Annotated in this window: 18 protein-coding genes; 9 read left to right on the top strand and 9 right to left on the bottom strand. The window is 67.4% G+C overall.

Annotated elements, in window-relative coordinates:
* Positions 1–10 precede the first annotated feature (10 nt).
* The gene (locus ADK55_RS08850) at positions 11–2,431 is read right to left on the bottom strand and encodes a WD40 repeat domain-containing protein (RefSeq protein ID WP_159041325.1); all 2,421 of its coding nucleotides are present in this window, start codon (positions 2,429–2,431) and stop codon (positions 11–13) included.
* Positions 2,432–2,658: 227 nt separating this feature from the next.
* Here ADK55_RS08850 and ADK55_RS08855 point away from each other — a divergent pair, with 227 nt between their 5' ends.
* The 6 genes from ADK55_RS08855 (at position 2,659) to ADK55_RS08880 (ending at position 10,513) form a co-directional block, all read left to right on the top strand.
* Positions 2,659–2,892 (top strand): hypothetical protein, encoded by a 234-nt coding sequence (locus ADK55_RS08855; protein ID WP_053676921.1) that lies wholly within the window; start codon positions 2,659–2,661, stop codon positions 2,890–2,892.
* A gap of 418 nt (positions 2,893–3,310) precedes the next feature.
* A complete protein-coding gene (locus tag ADK55_RS08860; RefSeq protein ID WP_053676922.1) occupies positions 3,311–4,645 on the top strand; it encodes a DNA cytosine methyltransferase in 1,335 nt (444 codons plus the stop codon).
* Between the two features lie 161 nt (positions 4,646–4,806).
* On the top strand, positions 4,807–5,418 hold the full coding sequence (locus tag ADK55_RS39665; RefSeq protein WP_234349965.1) for a very short patch repair endonuclease: 612 nt from the start codon (positions 4,807–4,809) through the stop codon (positions 5,416–5,418).
* A gap of 418 nt (positions 5,419–5,836) precedes the next feature.
* On the top strand, positions 5,837–8,182 hold the full coding sequence (locus tag ADK55_RS08870) for an ATP-binding protein (protein ID WP_053676924.1): 2,346 nt from the start codon (positions 5,837–5,839) through the stop codon (positions 8,180–8,182).
* Between the two features lie 10 nt (positions 8,183–8,192).
* Entirely contained in the window at positions 8,193–9,851 is a 1,659-nt protein-coding gene (locus tag ADK55_RS08875) for a DEAD/DEAH box helicase family protein (RefSeq protein WP_053676925.1), read from the top strand.
* Positions 9,852–9,856: 5 nt separating this feature from the next.
* The gene (locus ADK55_RS08880) at positions 9,857–10,513 is read left to right on the top strand and encodes a hypothetical protein (protein ID WP_053676926.1); all 657 of its coding nucleotides are present in this window, start codon (positions 9,857–9,859) and stop codon (positions 10,511–10,513) included.
* 288 nt (positions 10,514–10,801) lie between these two features.
* Here ADK55_RS08880 and ADK55_RS40915 read toward each other — a convergent pair whose 3' ends face one another.
* The 4 genes from ADK55_RS40915 to ADK55_RS38415 all read right to left on the bottom strand — a co-directional run bounded on the left by ADK55_RS40915 (position 10,802) and on the right by ADK55_RS38415 (position 14,396).
* Positions 10,802–11,017: an MrcB family domain-containing protein gene (locus ADK55_RS40915; RefSeq protein ID WP_078998677.1), complete on the bottom strand. Its 216-nt coding sequence runs from the start codon at positions 11,015–11,017 to the stop codon at positions 10,802–10,804.
* A gap of 3 nt (positions 11,018–11,020) precedes the next feature.
* Entirely contained in the window at positions 11,021–11,149 is a 129-nt protein-coding gene (locus ADK55_RS40415; RefSeq protein ID WP_267887337.1) for a hypothetical protein, read from the bottom strand.
* Between the two features lie 219 nt (positions 11,150–11,368).
* On the bottom strand, positions 11,369–13,015 hold the full coding sequence (locus ADK55_RS08890) for a GmrSD restriction endonuclease domain-containing protein (protein WP_053676928.1): 1,647 nt from the start codon (positions 13,013–13,015) through the stop codon (positions 11,369–11,371).
* A gap of 457 nt (positions 13,016–13,472) precedes the next feature.
* Positions 13,473–14,396 carry a hypothetical protein gene (locus ADK55_RS38415; RefSeq protein ID WP_159041326.1) on the bottom strand — a complete coding sequence of 308 codons (924 nt, stop codon included), beginning with the start codon at positions 14,394–14,396 and terminating at the stop codon, positions 13,473–13,475.
* A gap of 465 nt (positions 14,397–14,861) precedes the next feature.
* Here ADK55_RS38415 and ADK55_RS08900 point away from each other — a divergent pair, with 465 nt between their 5' ends.
* Positions 14,862–15,971: a sulfite oxidase gene (locus ADK55_RS08900; RefSeq protein ID WP_053676930.1), complete on the top strand. Its 1,110-nt coding sequence runs from the start codon at positions 14,862–14,864 to the stop codon at positions 15,969–15,971.
* Positions 15,972–16,002: 31 nt separating this feature from the next.
* Here ADK55_RS08900 and ADK55_RS08905 read toward each other — a convergent pair whose 3' ends face one another.
* Complete coding sequence (locus ADK55_RS08905; protein ID WP_053676931.1) at positions 16,003–16,524, bottom strand: DUF5956 family protein; 522 nt, start codon at positions 16,522–16,524, stop codon at positions 16,003–16,005.
* Between the two features lie 116 nt (positions 16,525–16,640).
* Here ADK55_RS08905 and ADK55_RS08910 point away from each other — a divergent pair, with 116 nt between their 5' ends.
* Positions 16,641–17,288: a TetR/AcrR family transcriptional regulator gene (locus ADK55_RS08910; RefSeq protein ID WP_053676932.1), complete on the top strand. Its 648-nt coding sequence runs from the start codon at positions 16,641–16,643 to the stop codon at positions 17,286–17,288.
* A 75-nt stretch (positions 17,289–17,363) separates the two neighbouring features.
* On the opposite strand, the gene codA is transcribed toward ADK55_RS08910, so the two are convergent.
* The 3 genes from codA to ADK55_RS08920 all read right to left on the bottom strand — a co-directional run bounded on the left by codA (position 17,364) and on the right by ADK55_RS08920 (position 19,343).
* Entirely contained in the window at positions 17,364–18,683 is a 1,320-nt protein-coding gene (gene codA / locus ADK55_RS08915) for a cytosine deaminase (protein WP_234349966.1), read from the bottom strand.
* A 194-nt stretch (positions 18,684–18,877) separates the two neighbouring features.
* Positions 18,878–19,045, bottom strand: coding sequence for a hypothetical protein (locus ADK55_RS38420; protein ID WP_159041327.1), 168 nt, complete (start codon positions 19,043–19,045; stop codon positions 18,878–18,880).
* A 97-nt stretch (positions 19,046–19,142) separates the two neighbouring features.
* A complete protein-coding gene (locus ADK55_RS08920) occupies positions 19,143–19,343 on the bottom strand; it encodes a hypothetical protein (protein WP_053676933.1) in 201 nt (66 codons plus the stop codon).
* A 92-nt stretch (positions 19,344–19,435) separates the two neighbouring features.
* On the opposite strand from ADK55_RS08920, the gene ADK55_RS08925 reads away from it, so the two are divergent.
* The gene (locus ADK55_RS08925) at positions 19,436–21,256 is read left to right on the top strand and encodes a prolyl oligopeptidase family serine peptidase (protein WP_053676934.1); all 1,821 of its coding nucleotides are present in this window, start codon (positions 19,436–19,438) and stop codon (positions 21,254–21,256) included.
* Positions 21,257–21,261 lie beyond the last annotated feature (5 nt).

Genomic DNA, 21,261 nt, shown 5'->3' on the forward strand with positions numbered 1-21,261 from the left:
CCCTGCCAGATCAAACTTGGGGCCCAGCCGGGCTGCTTGCCGCCGGAGGCACCCACAACCGAACGGTGCGGTCGACGCTAGCGCTGGCGAGCACGGAGCTGTCCGGCGAGAAGGTGACAGCCGTCACTGCGCCGTGGTGACCGACGAGAGCGTCTCCGACAGGTTGGTGGGTGACAGGATCCCAAAGGCGGACGGTGCGATCGTCGCTGGCCGTAGCTAGTAGGCCGCCATCGGGAGAGAAAACCAGGGCCGCAACGGCATCATCATGGCCCTTCAGGGGCTTTCCTACCGGCTGGTGGGTGGGTACGTCCCACAGTTGAACCAAGTGATCATCTCCAGCGGTAGCGATCAGGCTGCCGTCGGGCGAAAAGCCCACAGAGGTGACGGAGCCACCGTGGCCGTCCAGGAGCTTGCCTGTTGACACTCGGCTCGTGGAGTCCCACAGCCACACCGTGCCGACGTCGGTGGCGGTTGCGATCAACCTGCCGTCGGGGGAGAACGCGATGCCGGTGACGAGCCCGTCGTGGCCGGTCAACGGGTCACCTGCGGCTTGCTGGGTGGTTGGCACCCACAGCCGTACGGCGCCTCCGTCATTGGCGACGGCGAGGAGAGTTCCGGTGGGCGAGAAGACCACTGACGTGATGGGGCCGAGGTGGTCGGTCAAAGGGCTGCCCGCTGGCGTCCGAGTGGCCGCATCCCATAGACGTACCGCGCCGCCACGGTCCGCCGTGGCGATCAGGGTGCCGTCGGGAGAGAAGGTCACCGCACTCACGGAGTCACGGTGATTGGTCAGGGGCCGGCCGACTGATCGCCGACTGGCTGGGTCCCAGAAGCGCACCGTATCGTCAGCGCCGGCAGTCGCGAGTTGGGTCCCGTCCGGGGAGAACACCACAGCGCGGACCGCGTCGCGGTGCCCGACCATAGGCGCCAAGGAAATGGCTTCCCCGTTCTTGAGTGCGGTGAGGACACTTCTGCTGGCGAGCCCCCGTGCGGTCAGGAAATCAAGCCGGGTACGTGGTTCGGCGCGCTGTGTGATCAGGTTCTCGTGCGGGTCGCTTTCATGCCGCGCACGCTGTGTCGGAACCGACACTGGCAGGATGTCCTCGGCCGTCCACAGCCGCACCGTGCCATCAAATCCGGCGGTGGCGAGCAACCCGCCATCGGGGGCAAAAGCTACGGCTGTGGCCTTGCCGGCATGGCCGATTAGGGGCGCGCCGACAGCCTGCCCGGTGGCGGGATCCCAAAGCCGCACCACTCCATCGAAGTCGGTGGTGGCGAGCAGTTTGCCATCAGGGGAGAACGCTACGGCCGTGGCGGAGCCGGTGTGTCCTGTGAGGGGCGCTCCGACTGTCCGTCGGGTCGCGGGATTCCAAAGGCGCACCGTGCCGTCGTCACTGGCGGTGGCGAGCAGGTCGCCGTCAGGGGAGAAGGCGACCGATCTGACGGCGCCTGAGTGGCCCATCAGGGGTTTGCCGACTGTACGGCGAGTTGTCGGGTCCCAAAGGTGCACCATGCCGTCGAAGCTCGCCGTAGCGAACAGCCCACCGTCAGGGGAGAACCTCACCGCTGTGACGGGTCCGGAGTGGCCGGCCAGCGGCTTACCTATGGGTTCGTGGCTGAATCGATCCCATAGGCGTACCGTGCAATCGAAGCTGGCGGCGGCCAGCAGACTGCCGTCGGGGGAGAACGCCACCTCCGTGACCGCGACATCCTCCGTGGTAAGGAACGCCTTGACCTCCTCGTGGGTGCCGGGATCCCAAAGGGTCACCTCACCGTAGTCGTTGGCCGTCGCGAGCAAGCTGCCATCGGGGGAGAACACGACCGACCGCGTGATGTTCGCGCGACCAAGCAGGGGCTCACCGACCGCTTCTTGGGTGGCCGGGTCCCAGAGCGTCACCACTCCAGATGCGCTAGCGGTTGCCATCAGGTTGTCAGCGGAGCGAAACGCCACTGACCACACGAAACCGGAGTGTGGAAGCGTCGGCGACTCGGGACGAGATCTTGAGCCCCGACCGCCCACCACGGATGCGGCCGAGTTCGCCGAATGTACTGGCGTATCGGAGAGCGACGCGTTGGGCGAGGCGTTAGCCGGGACGGGCGTCCGCATGGACTTGGATGCCGAGCGCGCGTGGCGGACCCTAACGCGTAGCTTTTCGAGTCGGGTCCACTCCGCGCGCCACCACTCGACTGTCGGATGATCTCGGCCTACTGGACGGCTGCCGCTCGAGATGCTGAGAAGTGTCTGGACGAGCGCGATGAGGAAGTCGAGGCGGGGCAGACGTTTCGCGTTAAGGGCTTCACTGATCGCGGAGGCTGACAACGTCTGCCCCGGAGGCGCGGCACGGCTGATCGCGCGTTGGGCCGGTTTGCCGCAATCGATCCGCAGCGTCTCGAGATTGGATGCGAAGTCCTCGAGTTCGCGCTGGAACACGGCTCCGGGAGCGTCCTCGTCCGCCACGTACGTCCCCCTGATGGTCTGTGGGATTCAGCGTAGGACGCGGTTTACCGAACAGGACCGAACTCTGCCGAACATCACCATACATAGTGTGTGTTCGCTCGGCGGGCCACACGGTACGGCGATGGCCTGCGCCGATCGAGCTTGTCCGGGTCTCTTCGTGCCGTGCGGGGCGTTGCTGGCTGGGCTGGTGTGCTGAAGGCATGGACGAAAACGAAGAGACCGCCGCGCCGCCCGCTCCTCGGACTCCCGCCACGTCGGAGCCGGCGCCGGAGGCGCCGATCCACGAACGGATGCTCGACCTGGCCGCGCTGCTGATCCTGATCACCATGGCGACGGGCGTCTTCATGCTCGCGGGCCCCGAGGCGTTCACCGCGGTCACCAGTGTCGGGTTGGGGCTGTTCGCGACCTGGCGTGGCCGGCCGCCGAGACCGTGAGTCGCGGTGGAGACCCCGACGGTTGCCGATGGTCGCCTCCTGTTGATGGGGCTACGCGAGGCGACCCTCGGGCCCACGCGCGATCCATCGAGGGATCCCCGTATGGATCGGCAGGGCGGGCCGACGCCGGCTCCATCACCGAGCGGCGCACCCGACGTCGGGACTTATCCGACGGATGCCCCCATGGATGTCCCGGCGGACTTGTGCTGGCCGCGCTCTCTCGGACCTGTCTGGCACCGCCCGTGCGTGGCCTGGGCGAGACGCCCTCGCCCTGAAGTCGGTGGTCAACCACCTACGAAGAGTGAGCGCTCTCCCCGTTGGGATCACCAATCGCGCCATGCTCAGCCACCCACAGGAATGAGGCGAACTTTCTCGACAACGGTTACATGTACCATCCAATCCGCGGTATGCTTTCGCAATGTCTGAGCTGCAAGAAGAGCCAAAGCGTGATCGCACCGGGGTCGAGCTGTTCGCGGGGGCGGGCGGCCTGGCCATGGCGGTCCATCAGGCGGGCTTCCGGCCATTGCTGTTCAACGAGTTCGCCCCGCGAGCCTGTCAGACCCTGGAGGCGAACGGGGCGAAGCCTCGGGGAGACGAGGAACGCATCCCCGAGCCTGGGGAGCCGTGGCCGCTGGTGGCGGGCGACGTCCAAGACCTGGACATGAGCTATCTGCTCGGCCGTGTCGACGTGCTCGCCGGCGGCCCTCCGTGTCAGCCCTTCAGCCTCGGGGGTATCGCGAAGGGGGACGAGGACAAGCGGAACATGTTCCCGCAGATGTTCAAGGCGATGCGCCAGATCCGGCCCAAGGCCGTGATCTGCGAGAACGTCGTGGGACTGCTTAGGCCGTCCTTCAAGCCGTATCTCGAGTACATCCTGCGTGAGATGGAGATGCCCTTCGAGCTGCGTGACCCCAATACCCCTTGGCAGAAGCACAATCAAGACCTCATGGACCTCGTCAAGGCCAGAGACAGGGCTTCGGGTGACCCGGCGGAGCGCTACAAGGTGGTGATGACGCGCGTGAACGCCGCGGACTACGGCGTCCCGCAGATCAGGCATCGCATCATCATCGTCGCCTTCCGGGAGGACCTCGGTGTCGACATCGAGCAGTTCAAGAAGGATGTGCTTCCCCAGTACTCCGAGGAGGCGCTCTTCCGGACCATGCTCGATGATTCCGACGACTCCTACTGGAGCCGCCATCCCGAGGTTCCCGAACCCGTACGCGCTGCGGCCAAGGCCAGGGCCAGGGCCGGGATCGCTAAGGGCGCCGCGCTCATCCCGGACGGATCGAAGCCCTGGCGGACCTTCCGGGACGCCATCGCCGGTATCGACGAGAACGAGGGTGATCCGCTGCCGAAGATCTCCTGGGACAGGCTCGACCGCCAGGAGCATCGCGCTGAGGGATTCACTGACCACATCGGGTGGCCCGGGGCTCGGATCTATAAGGGCCACACACCCAATGAGCTGGACCGTCCCGCCAAGACCGTGAAGGCTGGCGTGCACGGCGTCCCGGGCGGGGAGTCAGTAATGCTGACCGATGATCTGGAGACTCCCGGAGGCACTACCTACAAGCACAGGTATATGACCGTGCGAGAGACGGCCCGCGTCATGACCTTCCCCGACGATTGGAAGCTTGAAGGGCCTCGTGGGGAGAAGATGCGGCAGCTCGGCAACGCGGTCCCGGTGAAGCTCGGCGCGGTGTTCGCCAATGCGGTGGCCAAGGCCCTCGATACGGCGTCGGGTCCGAGGACGTGATTGACGTGTCGAGGCCGCCTCAGGGTCGTTGGAACGACAGGTTGCCCCCCGATCGCGCCTGGAAAGGGCGGTCGGGAAGGACCCGGAAGGCACTGTCCGCAGAACAGGACAAAGCTGCGGGTGGTCGCCATCGGCGCGAGGTTGACCTGGGTGACGGCCGCGTGGTTCACGCCTCGGTCTCCTTGAGGGTCCTGCCCAAGACGCGACGCATCCGCGCGTCACTGCGCTGGGGCGATGGGAGGAGGTCCCCGGAGCGCTATCTGGGGGAGGTCGAACACGACAGCCGTCAGGCCAACCTCGCTGAGGGGTGGCGACTGGCCTGGGCTAAGGGCCTTCTGCGGGAGCAGACCTTGCCGGAGGGCTCGACGGCTTCGACGCCGGCGGTCCGTGCCTCCATGAAAGGCAACCGTGGAAGGGACACGAAGCCCGAGAAGGTACTCAGGTCGCTCCTCTTCAAGGAAGGGCTTCGCTACCGGGTCAACGCACCGCCGATCCAGGGCCTCCGGCGTAGCGCGGATGTCCTGTTCCCGAAGGCGCGAGTCGCGGTGTTCGTCGACGGATGCTTCTGGCACGTCTGTCCGGAGCATTATCGACCGTCGACGAAGAACAAGGAGTTCTGGACGGAGAAGTCCACCGAGAACCAGCGGCGGGACGCCGAGACCAACCGGATCCTTGAGGAGGCGGGCTGGACGGTCATCCGGGCTTGGGAGCACGAGGCGCCGGAGAAGGTGATGCGACGGGTCATCTCGGCTGTCCGCCGTGCGACCGCCTAGCTGTGCCTACAGCTCCTCTCCATGTAGTAGGCCGTCGATCTCATCGGTCAACCTGCTTAGGACGATGCGGCCGTAGACATCGCTGCATGCGAGGACGGCACTCCTCGCGTCGAGACCTGCCTCGCCGAGGGGCCCCACGGAGATCTGCACCTGGCCGCTCGCGTCGATGGTGGCCTACGCGTGTTCCCAGAGCTTGAGGCGATCCTGGCGCGCGGCGAACCGTGGCGGCGGGATGCGGAGTGGGGTCCAGCAGGGGTTTCGAGATCTATGTCCCGCGGGTACCGGTGCCGCCCATTAGGGTTGACGCCATGCTGGTGAATGCGCTGGGGCCGGGAGCGGTGGGGGCGTCTAGACGCTGGTGGGCGCCCTTCGAGGCTGCCAGCAACGCGTTCGTTCATGACGAAGACGGGGGCCGACTGTGACCGAGAGCCAGTACATCAACGTCACGCCACACCCGCGCATCTTGGGTGTGCTGGGCGACATCGAGTTCTCTCACTGGCAGTGCCTGGCCGAGTTGATCGACAACTCCTTCGACGAGTTCCAAGCGGCTGCCGGGACTGTGGACCGCCCCTCGGTCGCGGTCTCGCTCCCGCCGGCGAACTCGCAACGCGCGACGGCTGAGATCAAGGTGCAGGACAACGGCCGGGGCATGAGCCTGGAGGCCGTCACCAACGCCATCAGCGCGGGCTGGACGAGCAACGGTCGACACGGTTCCCTCGGCCTGTTCGGCATGGGCTTCAACATCAGCACCGCCCGGCTGGGTCGACGTACCACGGTACGCACCAGTCGTGCGGGCGATCCGGACTGGATCGAGGTGACCCTGGATCTGGCGCGGATCGCCAACTCCTCCGAGTACCAGGCACCGTACCGCTTGACGCCCAAGGACAATCGTGACGAGCACGGCACCACGGTCACGATCAGCGAGCTCAAGCAGGAGCAATACGCAACGCTCTGCCGCCCTCAGACGCAGACCGTGATCAGGGAGAAGCTCGGAGACGTCTACAGCTACCTGCTGGCGGAGAAGGGCTTCCTACTCACGCTCAACGGCAAGAAGATCAGGCCACGCCTGCCCTGTGTCTGGGATGAGAAGCGGACCGTCACCCGCCAGGGCGTGGAGATTCATGCTGTACAGAGGATCGACCGCGTTCTGAGCACGAAGAACGCGTGCATGGCGTGCGGATACTGGAGCACCGCCGATGCGGAGCACTGCGAGGAATGCGGACAGGACCGCCTGGAACTGCGGGAGCGCAGGATCTGGGGCTGGATCGGGATTCAGCGCTACCTCCACCGCACCGACTACGGGCTGGACTTCCTCCGTAACGGGCGCAAGATCATGCTCAAGGACAAGCGTGCCTTCCACTGGGAGGACGAGGACGGCATCGCGGAGCCGGAGCTGGAGTACCCCATCGACTCCGGGGCCGTGCAGATGGGCCGGATCGTCGGTGAGATCCATTGCGACCACGTCACTCCGAACTATCAGAAGACCGCCTTCGAGTTCGATACAGCCGAATGGCGTCAAGTCCTACGCGAGGTCCGCGGAACCAGTCCCCTGCGCCCTAAGATCGCCAAGAACCTTGGACTGCCGGAGAATCGCAGCCCTCTCGCCCTGCTCTACGCGGGCTTCCGTCGCCAGGACCCGGGGCTCAACTACCTGATCCCCGGCGATGGACGTAACGCTCTCCACGAGACGGCGGTGAAGTGGGCCGGCTTGATGCGGAAGGGCGGCTACGAGTACCAGACCGATGAGGTGTGGTACCGAGCCGCTTATCAGCACGACAACCCGATAGCGGTGGACCCGCAACCGGAGAATGACGACATCCTCCCCGGGTTCGGGGCTGGACTCCTCGACCTGGATGACGAGCCGGAAGGCGGTGCGGCGCCGGGTGCGACGGGCATGACCGCAGCTGGTCAAGAACCGCCCGAGGACGAGGTCGCACCGGTGGAGACGCTGGATCAGAGGCTCCAGCGATACCGAGACAACGCCGACCCCATCGTGGACCTGACAGGCCCGTACTACCTTGAAGAATTGGGCCGCGTGGATCTGACGGCCTGGGCGGTCCGCGGACAGAACCTCGTTACCAAGGATGAGCGGCCCGCACCTGCGATCGTCTCGATGGTCCGAGCCCCACACCTGGATGTTTTCGTCGACACCGGCCACTCGCTCTTCCGAGAGCACGGGGCGGACATGCGTGACCTGGCGCTCGTCGAGGTCGCGGAGTTTATGCGGGTACGGGCGAACATCGTCTCGATGCCCTTGAGTGAGATCGTGGCGCAGCTCAAGAGCCACACCTCCAGTCCTCGGCTGACGCCGGCGGCGACGGCGGAGGAGTCCGAGAGGCTACTGGAACAGGTGCGCATGGCGATGGTGGCGCCTGTTTCGGCGAACCCCGCGGTGCACTGGCTGCTGCTCACGAAGGATGAACGAGCCGATGCCGAACGCCGGTTCGCGGTCGAGGCCGGCGGAGCGTCCCCTTGGAACGACGCGATCTCCAGCGGTGAGTTCATCCGCTATGTCCCGGCCAGTGCGGTCATCCGTATGATCCAGGACTCCCCGGAGACTTTCCTCGACGGGTGCGTCTTCAAGCGCGGGTACATCGCTCTGAGCGATCCCGGCGCTCGAGCGCTCGTCGTGGAACGACTGGTCAACCCCTTGGGGGACCTCGCGCTCCTGGAACAGCACCGTCCACGCCTCGACGTGGAGGAGCTGGCCCGGATCAGGATCAGCTGCAGACTCATCGCGCGCGACCTCGCCGACAACACATAGGGGGAGCGGAATGCGATTCCTTGACGCCGCCTCGCTGCTGGACTCGGGCCCACTGCAGTTTCCTCGCCGCATTGAACGCCTCCTGTGGCACCTGGGCTTCTCCGATGTGTCCAACATCGATGGCTCTGGTGACGAGGGAGGCGACATCCTTGCCCTCCACAAGGGCGAGACCTGGGTGATCCAGTGCAAGTGGAAGCGGCACGGAGCCGTAGGGGCCGACGCGGTGGATGAGGTCGCTCGTGCCCGGGATCACTATCGCGCCCACAAAGCCGTCGTCGTCACCAACACCCGCTTCAGCCCTGACGCCCGGAAGCGGGTGGCGAATCTGGCACGCCTCGGTCCTGGGATCCTCCTGTGGGGCGGAACCGACCTGACGACCAGCTTCGACCGGGTACCGCCCCGCTTTGGCCAAGTGACACCGCGGCCGTACCAGACCGAGGCACTTCAGGAACTGACCGCCGATCTCGACGCCTCGGGTCGTGCGCTCCTCGTCCTGGCCACCGGTCTGGGCAAAACGGTCGTCGGAGGCGAGATGATCGCGGCGCACCTGCGACGCGTCCCCCAGGACCAGGTCCTGGTCGTCGCGCATGCGAAAGACCTCGTCCAGCAACTAGAGCGGGCGCTCTGGCGGCACCTTCCCAAAGCTGTCCCGACGCGGCTCCTCACGGGTGACACCCGCCCCGACGATCTCTCCGGTCTCACCTGCGCGACGGTCGGCTCGGCGCTGTCGGCCGCGCGATTCGGATACCGACCGGGCCTCGTCATGATCGACGAAGCGCACCACGTGGGGGAAGAGGGCCAGTACGACGAGCTGCTGGAGCTCCTCAGCTCGGCGAGGCACCTGGGCGTCACGGCGACCCCATGGCGCGGTGACAAGCACGACATCACCCATCAGCTCGGCGCCCCCAGCTTCAGCCTGGGGATCGAGGAGGGCATGCGGCGCGGCTACCTCGCTCAGGTCGACTACCGCCTGTTCGTCGACGACATCGACTGGGACATCGTCCGCGAGGCCAGCGACCACTCGTACGGACTGGCCGAACTCAACGCCAAGCTGTTCCTGCCCCAGCGGGACGAAGCCATCCGTGACGAGCTGGCCAACGCATGGGCCGGCACGCGTAATCCCCGGGCCATCGTCTTCTGCCGCACTATCGAACATGCCGAGCGGCTCGCTGACATGCTGCGGCGCACCCCCCTTTGGTCAGGTGCTCTCGCCATCCACGCGGGACTCGCCAAGAGAGAGCGGCAGAACCGCCTACTCGCCTTCCGGGCCGGCGAAGTGCCCATCCTGACGGCGATCGACATCCTCAACGAAGGCGTCGATGTGCCGGACGTGAATATCCTCTGCTTCGCGCGAGTCACTCACTCCCGCCGCATCTTCGTTCAGCAGCTTGGGCGAGGCCTCCGCTTGCGCGAGGGAAAGGAGCGAGTCACGGTGCTGGACTTCGTCAGCGACCTCCGCCGCATCGCTGCCGCACTCAAACTCAAACGCGCGCTCGACGGGGACGGCGAGATCGAGACCCTGGCGAAGATCACCCCGTCGAACATCGACTTCAGCGACCAGAAGGTGGCCACCCTCATGGACGAGTGGATCAAGGACGCTGCCAGTCTTGAAACCGCGTACGACGAGCACCGACTCCAGTTCCCCTCCACCCGCGCCCACCAGGAGTAATCACCGTGGCCTTGCAGCATCTGCCTGCGCCCATTCGCGAGCGCCTTCTCATCGAGATTTACCAACAGGCCAACGACATGGACTGGGAGTTCTTGAGTAACACCGAGAAGACGAATCAGTACCGGCGATGGATCGAGGACCCCAAGGTTGGCGGCATCCTGCTCGCCTACGGGCCAGAGAAGGACGCCAGGGTCTGGATCAAGGACGTCCCCATGAAGGAGTACGCCCGAGCACAGGAAGGAATCGGGAACTATGTTCGCTATGCGGTAAATCGCTTCCAGGGTCCGGAGGAAATTGTTCGTGCGGCATGTGGCAGCGGCTGGGTGATTAAGCCCGATTCGGTTGGGGAGAAGCCGAACCACTGCTACGCCGTCGCTGGCGACGCCACTCGATACATCTGCTGGGGCCGCGCCGCAAACTTTCGCGACCTCGTCTGGGCCGCGCTGAACGAGGCCATCGACTCGACGGAGCGGCCCGCGATCGTCATCACGACCCGCAACGGCGAGACTGTCTCCACAGCCGAGCACAGGCGCCAGGATCGCCTCGCGTCGCGTTGTGGAGCGGACCTGCGATACCTGCATCGCGAGATGGTCCCCAACCCGGACTACCTCGGGGTGACGGACGGCAGCCGCAGCCAATTGCAGCCCACGCTCCTGGACTAGCCACCGGTCCATTCGATCAGCCTCGCCCCTGGGAGGAGGCAGGGCGGCACCGTACTCGCGGATGGCCAGTAGTGCGGCGAACGCGGCGAGCCACTGGTCAGACGTCCTTTGCGGCGCCCGCCCGTTCTATGAGGATCGGCTCTTCCGGCACAGATCGCAGCTGCTCAGTAGGCGCCAGTGGCCGTCGATTAGACCAGGCGCGGTACGTGGGCGGACTGGTTTCCCGCGATTATGGGGCGGGCCCAGTCCACTCGGCTCCTGAGTTCGACGCCCTTCCGGGCTTTAAACTCACCCCTGTTTCGATTTCGTGGTGCCTTGGTTCAGCGACAGATAGACCCTGTCCCCGGATGCGCTGGAGCGATAGACGATGTACCAGCCGGCGGTCGCGCTGGGCGACCGCCTTTGGGAGTAGACACGCGCCCAAGCGATCTCAGTCTTGAGCCCTGTGCCATCGCGTCCTTCGATGCCTACCTCGGCGAGAGGGACGTCCAGGGCTGCCGCTATGTCCTAGCGGTGCTTACGCAGCCAGTTGGGCATGTCCCTCCGAATGAGGACCCCGCAGCGCTGCATCGGCACCGAGTTCTTTGCCTGCCAGACCGGCTGCAGGTCCATGACCTTGCTCAAGAGATCATCCACGTGCAGCAGCGTAGCCACCCGCTGGCCAAAGAAGCTGGGCCCTGGAGCCTGTGAATCCAGCAGGGCTCCAGGGGTCACACCGTCCATGTCAGTCCAGACAACTCCACGTTGCGCCGCCGCCAGCGGCCCATCAACTACTGTCCGAGCTGCGGCCATTGGTCATCCCACTTGGTCGCCACTGTCGGACATCTCGAAAGGTCGACGGCCAACGCGGCGCAGTTAGGATTTCAACTTGACGGAATGGAGATGCTCCTTGTATCCGGAGTTACAATACGGGTGGGTCAACTGCCCGTTTGCCGGGGCTCCCGTGCCTCCGTCTTCTTTTCGAATCTTATGGTCTACGGTTGCGGACTTCATATGCAGGCGCGCCTCACAGATACCACACCTAGGGGCGCTCTGTAGCACGGATTCCAGGTAGACCGCATTAGCCGTCTTCGTCGAAAAATCACGTCCATGCTCGTGGTCGTCTGCATCGACGAGCTTGACGGGGAGGCGATTTGTTGCGGAATCCTGAAGTTGAGAAATGATCTCGCCTTCCGATGCACCATCCCTTAGGCCTTCAAAGAGGACGGTGTACAGCTTTTGAATCGGCGGGACGGAGCGTTGCAGACTGCCATAGCGCCGTACGATTTGATTCAAAAAATACTTATGCTTGACCAGGAACTCTTCGAACTCCTTCCGCTTTTCTGAGAACTTCAAGAGGCGACGTTTTTCGGCGAGATCCTGAACGAAGGCTACTGCGGCCAAGAAGGCCGCCGGTTGAAAGCGTCCAGTGAAGCTGTAGAAGTACACCGCAGGGTGCAGGCCTAGCGAGCCAGGGGTATTGCCAGCGATTCGCTCGGATGCCCTTTTCACAACTCGCATGAACTGAATGGTGGCTGTGCCGTCGGGATCGTCGCCGAGTGGAGCTATTTCTACCGCTCCGCTCCTCTTGCGGCGGCGGGACCCCGTCTCATCGCGCCACATCTCCGGTTGCATGCCGTTGGTGAAGTTGACGAGTTCGAAGACCATCTTCACGCTATCTGCCGAGTACCTGCTCCCCGCAACGGGAAGATCGGCAGATTTGATAGCGAGGTCGACGTTGGGTTGGAAGATGAGGTCGTATACCTCCTTCGCGATAGTCTCGATCTCCGACTGTGTGGTTTCGCCGAACGATGACCAGTACTTGTGCCCTGTACCGGCCCGAATGAACGCACGCGCCGAAAGGGCGTTTGGCTTACGCCGCGCCTTAATCATGTCGAGCTCTGTGGGATCAATCGGCGTCGCCTGCTGATTGATCCGGAAGAACGAGCTCTCCGCCTTCTCGGCCTCCCCGTTCACCCATTGCAGGTGCAGAGAGAAGACGCTCAGATTCCGCGCTAGGAGCAGTTTTTCTTCAGAAACTGTGCGCGGATTTTTGAGGGCGAGGCTCAGGTCGCTGAACGAACCTACATTCTCCTGGATCAGACGTCGAGTCGCCTCCGCAGCTTTTCTCTGATCTTCGGGGATTACGTTATCGAAAAATTGGCGGGAGGTGTGACGGTCGCCGTAGTCATCGTGAGCCCAGGCCATAAGCGCACTCAATCGATGAGCGCCGTCAATAACGAAAACGCTGCCGCTCTTTGGTGAACGCCAGAGAATGATAGAAGGGATGAGGTCACCTTCCAGGAAGCTCCGGACAAGCGCTGCTACTTTTTCTGGCGTCCAGTTGGCTGTTTCGCGCTGGAAATCCGGCTTTCGCAAAACGCTATAGCCGATACTGTCCGGAAGTAGATCCGTAACGCGGAGCGTACTCGAGATGGCGGACGGTTGAGTAAGCCCCCCGGAATCTATTGCCTCAAAGTCTTCGCGAGGAATTAGGGCATCTAGATTCACCCAATTAGGCATTCCAACTCCTAGCTGCTTTCCTGCGGCGCTCTGAGCCTAGCGGCCCCTGTAGCGCATCGTGGTGGAATCAGACGATCACGTGGCTGGAGGTGCACCCTCTACCGCAGGTGTGCCAGCGAGTTGGCCGCAGGTGGCACGGCCTTCCCGCACTCTTGGCTGGACGCATCGCGTAAACGTGACCGTGCGGTTGGCGGAGCGCCCGTGTTGGAATGTGGCCGCTGTGTGCGGCGACGTGCGGCCGGCGGCGAAGACATGGAGGCGACGCGGCGGCGACCGAGGCTGTCCGCTATGGCTGCCCGCCAACCGAACGGCGCGGCGGAGAACATCGATAAGTCCGTCGTGATCTCAGACATGCCTGCGAGCATCCCAGCCGCCAACGCCCCGCAACAGATGGCGACTTGGCGATCAAGTCGTTGTCAGGACAGGTCGGCTGTACCAAGAGTGGTCTTGCCGATGGTTATGGCAACCACCGCTGGGCATGAACACGACATGCGTCTGCGCCCTCGTCATACCCGGTCAGCTGCGTTCGTAGCTTCTCAGTCTCGGCCTCGGCCCTGCGCAGCCGGCGCTCCAAGACACCGCGGGCCGGCGGTGCCGGGTACTCGGGCTTCGGTGCCTCGTTGCGCGGAGTGAGCCAGCCCACGCGCTGGTACGCCACGATCACGCGAGCGTTGGGGCATGCATAGCACTGCCGTTCCTGACTCGGAATCGGCCAGCCTGACGCCAACATGCGGCGGATGTGCTCACGTTGGTGCTCAGGTTCAAGCGTCGGGTTGGAGATCAAGAGCTGCTCGAATTCCTCCATCATCTGCTTCACCCTGGAAGGGTCAGCCAAGCGAGGCCCATCGTCCGGCTTCCAGTTGAGGGTTGGCGCTACGACCTCTTCGACGTGTCCGCAGTCCGACGTGACCTTCCAGAACGCCGCGGTATGGGGTTCGTCGTGGCGCAGTACGGCCCACACTTCGGCATCGGCCCATTCGGGTGGCTCCGCCGGGTCGGCGGGGAAGCTCACCTCTCGCCGGTCTCCCCACTCGACGATGTCTCGGTAGGGGGCATGACCGGATTCATCGTGCCAGCAGTACAGCTGCCCCGGCGGCAATACTTCACCATCACCGGGAGCGCGCCACTGCCTTTCACTCGGCGGGGTGCCGTCGCCTGGTGTCATGAGCTCCCTGATACACACGCAATCAAGCTGAACCCGCCAGCGGTAGTACTGGTCTGGGTCCGGTGCGAAGAACGGCCACAGCACCGGAGGGATCGTCCTGCGGCGATCGGCGTTGAACTTCTCGTACTCGCGCAGGACGTCCGTTCGCCGCTTCGCCCGGCCGGGCAGTCGGCGCGCTAGAGCAGGTGGGCGCATATCAGCGGCGGGGTCTGCCACGTTCAGGTCCTCTCGCCGTGTGAACCGCTGCGGTCGACGGTAGGGACCCTGCGATCGGCCTGGGAGGAGGATGACGCTCGCTTCGCCCGAACGGAGGAGGAAGTTGCCGACGCGCCCTCGCGGTCCGGATGGATCGCGAGTGATCACCGGCGGGACAGCGTCGGTGGCTGGGAGCCGACTGGGAGCCGATCTGCTCCCTGAGCCCCTTTGAGACTCCCCCAGACCGTTCGAGGCCAAGGCGTTGACCAGGGGAAACGTCGTTCGCGCAGTTGGGGATCTTGGGTGGACCTCATTCGGGACGAAGAGGTCGTGGGTTCAAATCCCGCCACCCCGACTTCGTAAGACCAGTTCAAGGGCTTGATCCGCATCGCGGGTCAGGCCCTTTCTGCGTCTCGGGGCCCCTGTGGTGGGGCCGTGCCGGTCGGTGGGCGGGCCCGTCGGGTGGATTCGGGGGAGCATGGAGGGATGGAGACGGCATCCCCGGGGGGTGTCGGTGGGCCGGGTCGGGTGGCCGCGGTCGGGGAGGGGATCGGGGCGGACGAGCTGGCGCTGGCCGCCCGCAACCACGGTCTGCCCTTGGAGGCGCTGCGCTACGAGGTGACGCCGGCCGGGCTGCACTACGTACTGGTGCACTACGACATCCCCGCGGCCGACGTGGACAGGTGGCGGTTGCGGGTCGGTGGGCGGGTGCGGAACGCGGTGGAGTGGGGGCTGAACGAGCTGCGGGCCCGGCCGGCGGTCACGCGGCGGGTGACGATGGAGTGTGCCGGGAACGGGCGGGCGCGGTTGTCGCCGAGGCCGGTGAGTCAGCCCTGGCTGGTGGAGGCGGTGGGGACGGCCGACTGGACGGGGGTGGCGCTGGGCGGGCTGCTCGCCGAGGCGGGCGTGGAGCCGGACGCGGTGGAGGCGGTGTTCACGGGCGCCGACCACGGGTTCGAGCGCGGGGTGGAGCAGGACTACCGGCGGAGTCTGCCGCTGCCGATCGACGCGGACGTGTTGGTCGCGTACGAGATGAACGGGCGGCCGCTGCCGCCGCAGCACGGGTGTCCGCTGCGGCTGGTGGTGCCCGGCTGGTACGGGATGGCCCATGTGAAGTGGCTGACGGAGATCACGCTGGTCGACGTGCCGTTCACCGGGTTTCAGCAGTCCGTGGCCTACCGGTTGCGGCAGTCGCCCGAGGAGCCCGGGGAGCCCGTGACCCTGATCGAGCCGCGTGCCCTGATGGCGCCGCCGGGCTTCCCCGACTTCATGTCCCGTACCCGTGTCGTGCGGCCCGGGCCGGTGTCGTTGGCGGGCCGGGCCTGGTCGGGGTACGGGCCGGTGGTGCGGGTGGAGTTCAGTGCCGACGCGGGCCTGACCTGGGTCGACGTGGAGGTGGCGGCGCCGGCCGGCGGGCGCTGCGCCTGGCAGGCCTGGCACGGGGTGTGGGAGGCGAGGCCGGGCGAACACACCCTGGTCGTACGGGCCACTGACGCGAAGGGGCGGCGGCAGCCGCTCGAACAGGCCTGGAACCGGGGCGGCTTCGGCAACAACGCGGTCCAACGGGTGGCGGTGGTGTGCGCCCCCAAGGGGTGACCCGTTCGACCGCCGGTGGTGGTGAGGGGATTCAGCGCTCCCGGTCCGGGTGGACGTCCGGGTAGGCGTCGAGTTCCGTGCGGACCAGGGCGACGAACTCCCGGGTGCGGGTGTCGACCGAGCGGTCCTCGGCCAGCCGGTGGAGGTGGTCGAGGACGGCGTCGACCGTGTCGAAGGGGCCGACGGGGCGCAGCAGCCACAGGCGGCCCCGGGGGCGGGGCGGCAGGCCGAGGTCGGCGAGGCCGGCCACTGATTCGGCGTCGAGGAGGTCCAGGTCCTCGGCCGGGAGCGGGGCGCATTCCACGCGCGTGATGTGTCCGTGGCCGTCCAGTTCGCTCTCGACGGCCCAGTGGGTGCCTCGGTCCGGGATCCAGGTGCGGGCCCGCGGGGGCCAGACGTAGGGGAGGAAGAGCCACGTCGCGGTCTCGGGTGCGGGCTCCCAGCCGAGCGTCTCCAGTTCCCGGATCTCGGGCAGTCGGTCCGGTTCCTGTTCGCTGCGTCCGGTGCGGCGCAGTGCGAGGGGGTGGGGTGATCCGGTCTCGTCCCAGGACATGCGGGCACGCTATCGGACGGGGTGGCGGATGTGCGTGACCCTGTGGGGTGCCGGCGGCTCCGGGCGTAGGGTGGGCCGTAAGTAGACGCTGTCCACATCTTGGAATCGACGATCCCATGCCCCAACCGGCCACCGAACCGCCCCGCAAGCGCACCACCTACCGCCACGGCAACCTCCGCGGCGCCCTGCTCGACGCGGCTCTGGAACTGGCCCGCGAGGGCGGGCCCGACGCGGTCTCGCTGCGCGAGGTCACCCGACGGGCCGGGGTCTCGCCCAACGCCGCGTACCGGCACTTCGCCGACCGGGGGGCGCTGGTGCACGCGGTCTCGCAGGCCGCGATGGCGCACGTCGCGCGGGCGATGGAGGCCGAGATCGACGCCCTCCCGACGGCCGGCGATCCCGCGGCGGGGGCACGGGCGCGCTTCCGGGCGGTGGGGACGGGGTACATCCGCTTCGCCGTCACCGAGCCGGGCTGGTTCCGGACGGCGTTCCACGTCCCGGCCGACATGGTCCACGCCGTCGACACGACGGCCGCCGGCGAGGGCGGGCTCACTCCCTTCGAGCTGCTCGGCACCGCCCTGGACGGGCTCGTGCACTGCGGGGTGCTGGCCGCCGAACGTCGCCCGGGCGCGGAGTTCCTCGCCTGGTCGGCGGTGCACGGCCTGGCCGCGCTGGTGGTCGACGGCCCGCTGCGCGGGGTCGCCCCGGAGCGGGTCCACGACGCGGGCCAGGACGTGATCACGATGGTGGAGCGGGGGCTCTGAGACGGCTCGGACCAGGGGCTCGGCGGCTCGGCGGCCGTGCTCGGGCCGTGCGCGTCGCCGCGCCCGAGCGGCGACTCACCGGCGTCTGAAGTCCACCTCCGACGGGCCCGGTTCGCCGGGCCAGGACAGCAGGCGGGTCGGGGCGGGCGGGTTCTCGGCGAGGACGGTGCCGCGCGAGACGACGTACCGGGGTCGGACCTGGCGGCGGATCGCCTCGGTGGGCGACTCGGCGGGCAGCAGGACGAAGGAGGCCGGGGCGCCCGGGATGATGCCGTACTCGGTCGTGGACAGGCCGAGCACCCGCGCGGCGCGTTCCGTCACCATCTCGAAGGCGCGGGGGATCTCGTCGGCCCCGGTGAGTTGGGCGGCGTACACGCCGACGAGCGCGGTCTGGAGCGGGTTGCCGGTGCCCAGCGCGTTCCAGGGGTCCATCACGTCGTCGTGGCCGAAGGCCACGTTCACCCCGGCCGCCAGCATCTCCTTGACCTGGGTGAGGCCGCGCCGCTTGGGATAGGCGTCGAAGCGGCCCTGGAGGTTGAGGTTCGCGAACGGGTTGGAGACGAGGTTGATCCCGGCGCGGGACAGCAGCCGTTGGAGTTTGAAGCTGTACGCGCCGCCGTAGGAACCCATGGCGGTCGTGTGGGAGGCCGTCGCGCGTTCGCGCAGCCCCGTGCGCAGCGCGAGGGTGGCCAGGACCTCCACGAACCGGGACTGTTCGTCGTCGATCTCGTCGCAGTGCGCGTCGACGCGCAGGCCCTGTTCCTCGGCGAGCGCGAAGGCGATGCCGAGGGAGGCCACCCCGTCCTCACGGGTGTCCTCGAAGTGCGGGATCGCGCCGACCACGTCCGCGCCGCGCCGTACCGCCTCGCGCAGCAGCGCCTCGCCGTCGGGGAAGGAGACGATGCCCTCCTGCGGGAAGGCGACGATCTGCAGGGTCATGACGTCCCGTACCCGGTCCCGGACCTCCAGCAGCGCGTCGAGTGCGGTGAGCCCGGGGTCGGTGGTGTCGCAGTGGGTGCGTACGTGCAGCACGCCCTGGGCCGCCTGCCAGCGCAGCACCTCGGTGGCGCGGGCGATGACGTCCTCGCGGGTCAGGGTCCGTTTGCGTTCGCTCCAGCAGGCGATGCCCTCCCAGAGGGTGCCGGAGGCGTTCGGGCGCGGCTCGCCGGCGGTCAGGGCGGTGTCGAGGTGGATGTGCGGCTCGACGAAGGGGGCGGCGAGCAGGTCGCCGTGCGCCTCGATCAGGACGCCGGTGGCGGGTGGCTCCTTCTGGTCGTCGTGCGGGACGACGCGGGCGATCCGGCCGTCCTCCGCGACTTCCACGTCGCTGAGTCCGTCGCCGCCGGCGTTGTGGTGGTCGGTCAACAGCCGGGCGCCCCGGACGATCATCCGCATGGCGTCAGCGTACGACCGGGGGCGGTCGGACGGACCTCAGGCGGGCCGGGGCGGCGGGACCGGGGCGAGGCGCCGCTCCACCGCCGCTCCACCGCCGCCCGAACGCCGACGGCCCGCGGTTTCCGGTGGAAACCGCGGGCCGGTGACGGGGTGACGGCGGCGGAGCGGCGCCGTGAACGACGCCGAGTGGCCGCTCAGCCGCGCTTGGCCTGGGCTTTCTGCTGCATGCCCCGGGTCTTCGCGGAGATCGACTGCACATCCCTGACCGCGGCCTTGGCGCGGGCCTCGGCCGCCGTGTTCTTCGCCATCGCGCGCTCGGAATCCTGGTGGCCGTGATGTCCGCCGCGAGCCTTCTTGGCCATGACACTCCTCCTCGGAGCACGGAAAGACGTACGTACTCCACTGTCCCTCCGTTGCGCCGGGGAGGCATCCGCAGGGCCCGTCACCCTTTCGGTGGGCTCAGCCGCCGCGCTGCGATCCGGACGACGGGGGCTTCATTCCCCGCGAACGGCGCGCGTCCTCGTCCATCGCCCGGGCCTGGGCCTCGGCGATGTCCTCGATCCTGCCCTTGCTCTGCTGGTCCGAGCTCTTCGACATCCGCGAACGCGAGGAGCCGCTGTCGCCCGACATGTCGGACTGCTCCTTGGGCTGCTTCGCCATGATCGTTCCTCCTTGAGGACGGCGGGTGGGATCCCCGTCCACGCTGCCGCCTTCCGGCCGCCGGGACCATCCGACAGCGCCGATCGGGTTACATGGGGGGCATGACTGACGCAGACGCCTTCGCAGACACGCCCGCCATGCCCGACTGGGAGAAGCGCTTCCGGGCCCCGCGCGTCGGGCTGCCCGAGTGGGCCGAGGACGCGCCGGACCGTTCCCTGTTCGTCTCCAACGCGACCGGGACCTACGAGCTATACGCCTGGGACCGCGCCACCGACACCCGGCGTCAGGCCACGGACCGTCCGAACGGCACCACCGACGGCACCCTCTCCCCCGACGGCGAGTGGATCTGGTGGTTCTCCGACACCGACGGTGACGAGTTCGGCACCTGGGTCCGCCAGCCGTTCGCGGGCGGCCCCGACACGCCGGCCACGCCCGGTCTGGAGCCCTCGTACCCCGCCGGACTCGCCATCGGGCGGGACGGGACCGCGGTCGTCGGCCGGTCCACCGACGAGGAGGGCACCACCGTCCACGTCGTCCGGCCGGGCGGCGGCGCGCCGGCCGTGATCTACCGGCACCACGAGTCCGCCGGCGTGGGCGACCTGTCCCGCGACGGGACCCTGCTGGTCATCGAGCACACCGAGCACGGCGACGCGATGCACTCGGCGCTGCGCGTCGTCACCCTCGACGGCGCCGCGGTCGCGGAGCTCGACGACTCCAAGGGCGGCACGGTGGAGCTGGGGCTGGGCGTGCTCGGCTTCGCCCCGGTCGCCGGCGACACCCGACTGCTCGTCGCCCACCAGCGGCGCGGCCGCTGGGAGCCGATGATCTGGGACGTGGCCACGGGTACCGAGACCGAGCTGGGGATCGAGCTGCCGGGCGACGTGGCCGCCGAGTGGTACCCGGACGGTTCGGCCCTGCTGGTGTCGCACGACTTCGAGGCGCGCGGCGAGCTGTGGCGCTACGACCTGGCCTCGCGGTCCCTCGCCGCGGTGGAGACTCCCCCCGGCTCGGTGTCCGGTGCGACGGCCCGCCCGGACGGGTCGGTGGAGTACCAGTGGTCCTCGGCGGCCGAACCGGCGACCGTGCGGTCCACCGCGGGGGGCGTCGTACTGGACCCGCCCGGTTTCCGGCCGCCGGGCTCGGTGCCGGTGGAGGACGTGTGGGTGGAGGGTCCGGGTGGCCGGATCCACGCGCTCGCGCAGCGGCCGACGGGCCGCGGGGACGGCCCCTTCCCGACGATCTTCGAGATCCACGGCGGCCCCACCCACCACGACAGCGACTCCTTCCTGGCGACCCCGGCGGCCTGGCTCGACCACGGCTTCGCGGTGGTCCGGGTCAACTACCGCGGTTCGACGGGCTACGGGCGCGAGTGGACCGACGCCCTCAAGCACCGGGTCGGTCTGATCGAGCTGGAGGACATCGCGGCCGTCCGGGAGTGGGCCGTGGAGTCCGGTCTCGCGGATCCGGCGCGGCTGGTGCTGTCCGGCGGCTCGTGGGGCGGGTACCTGACGCTGCTGGGCCTGGGGACCCAGCCGGACGCCTGGGCCGTGGGGCTGGCGGCGGTGCCGGTCGCGGACTACGTGACGGCGTACCACGACGAGATGGAGGCGCTGAAGTCCCTGGACCGCACCCTCTTCGGCGGCACGCCGGAGGAGGTCCCGGACCGTTTCGAGGCGTCCTCCCCGCTGACGTACGTGGACTCGGTGAAGGCGCCCGTGCACATCGCGGCGGGTCTCAACGACCCGCGCTGCCCGATCCGGCAGATCGAGAACTACGTGGACCGCCTCGCGGCGCGCGGGGCGGTGCACGAGGTGTACCGGTACGACGCCGGGCACGGTTCGCTGGTCGTGGAGGAGCGGATCAAGCAGGTGCGGATGGATCTGGAGTTCGCGCTGAAGCACCTTCCGGCCTGACCCGG

Origin of the sequence: Streptomyces sp. WM4235 (assembly GCF_001279725.1) — a bacterium.
GTDB lineage: Bacteria > Actinomycetota > Actinomycetes > Streptomycetales > Streptomycetaceae > Streptomyces.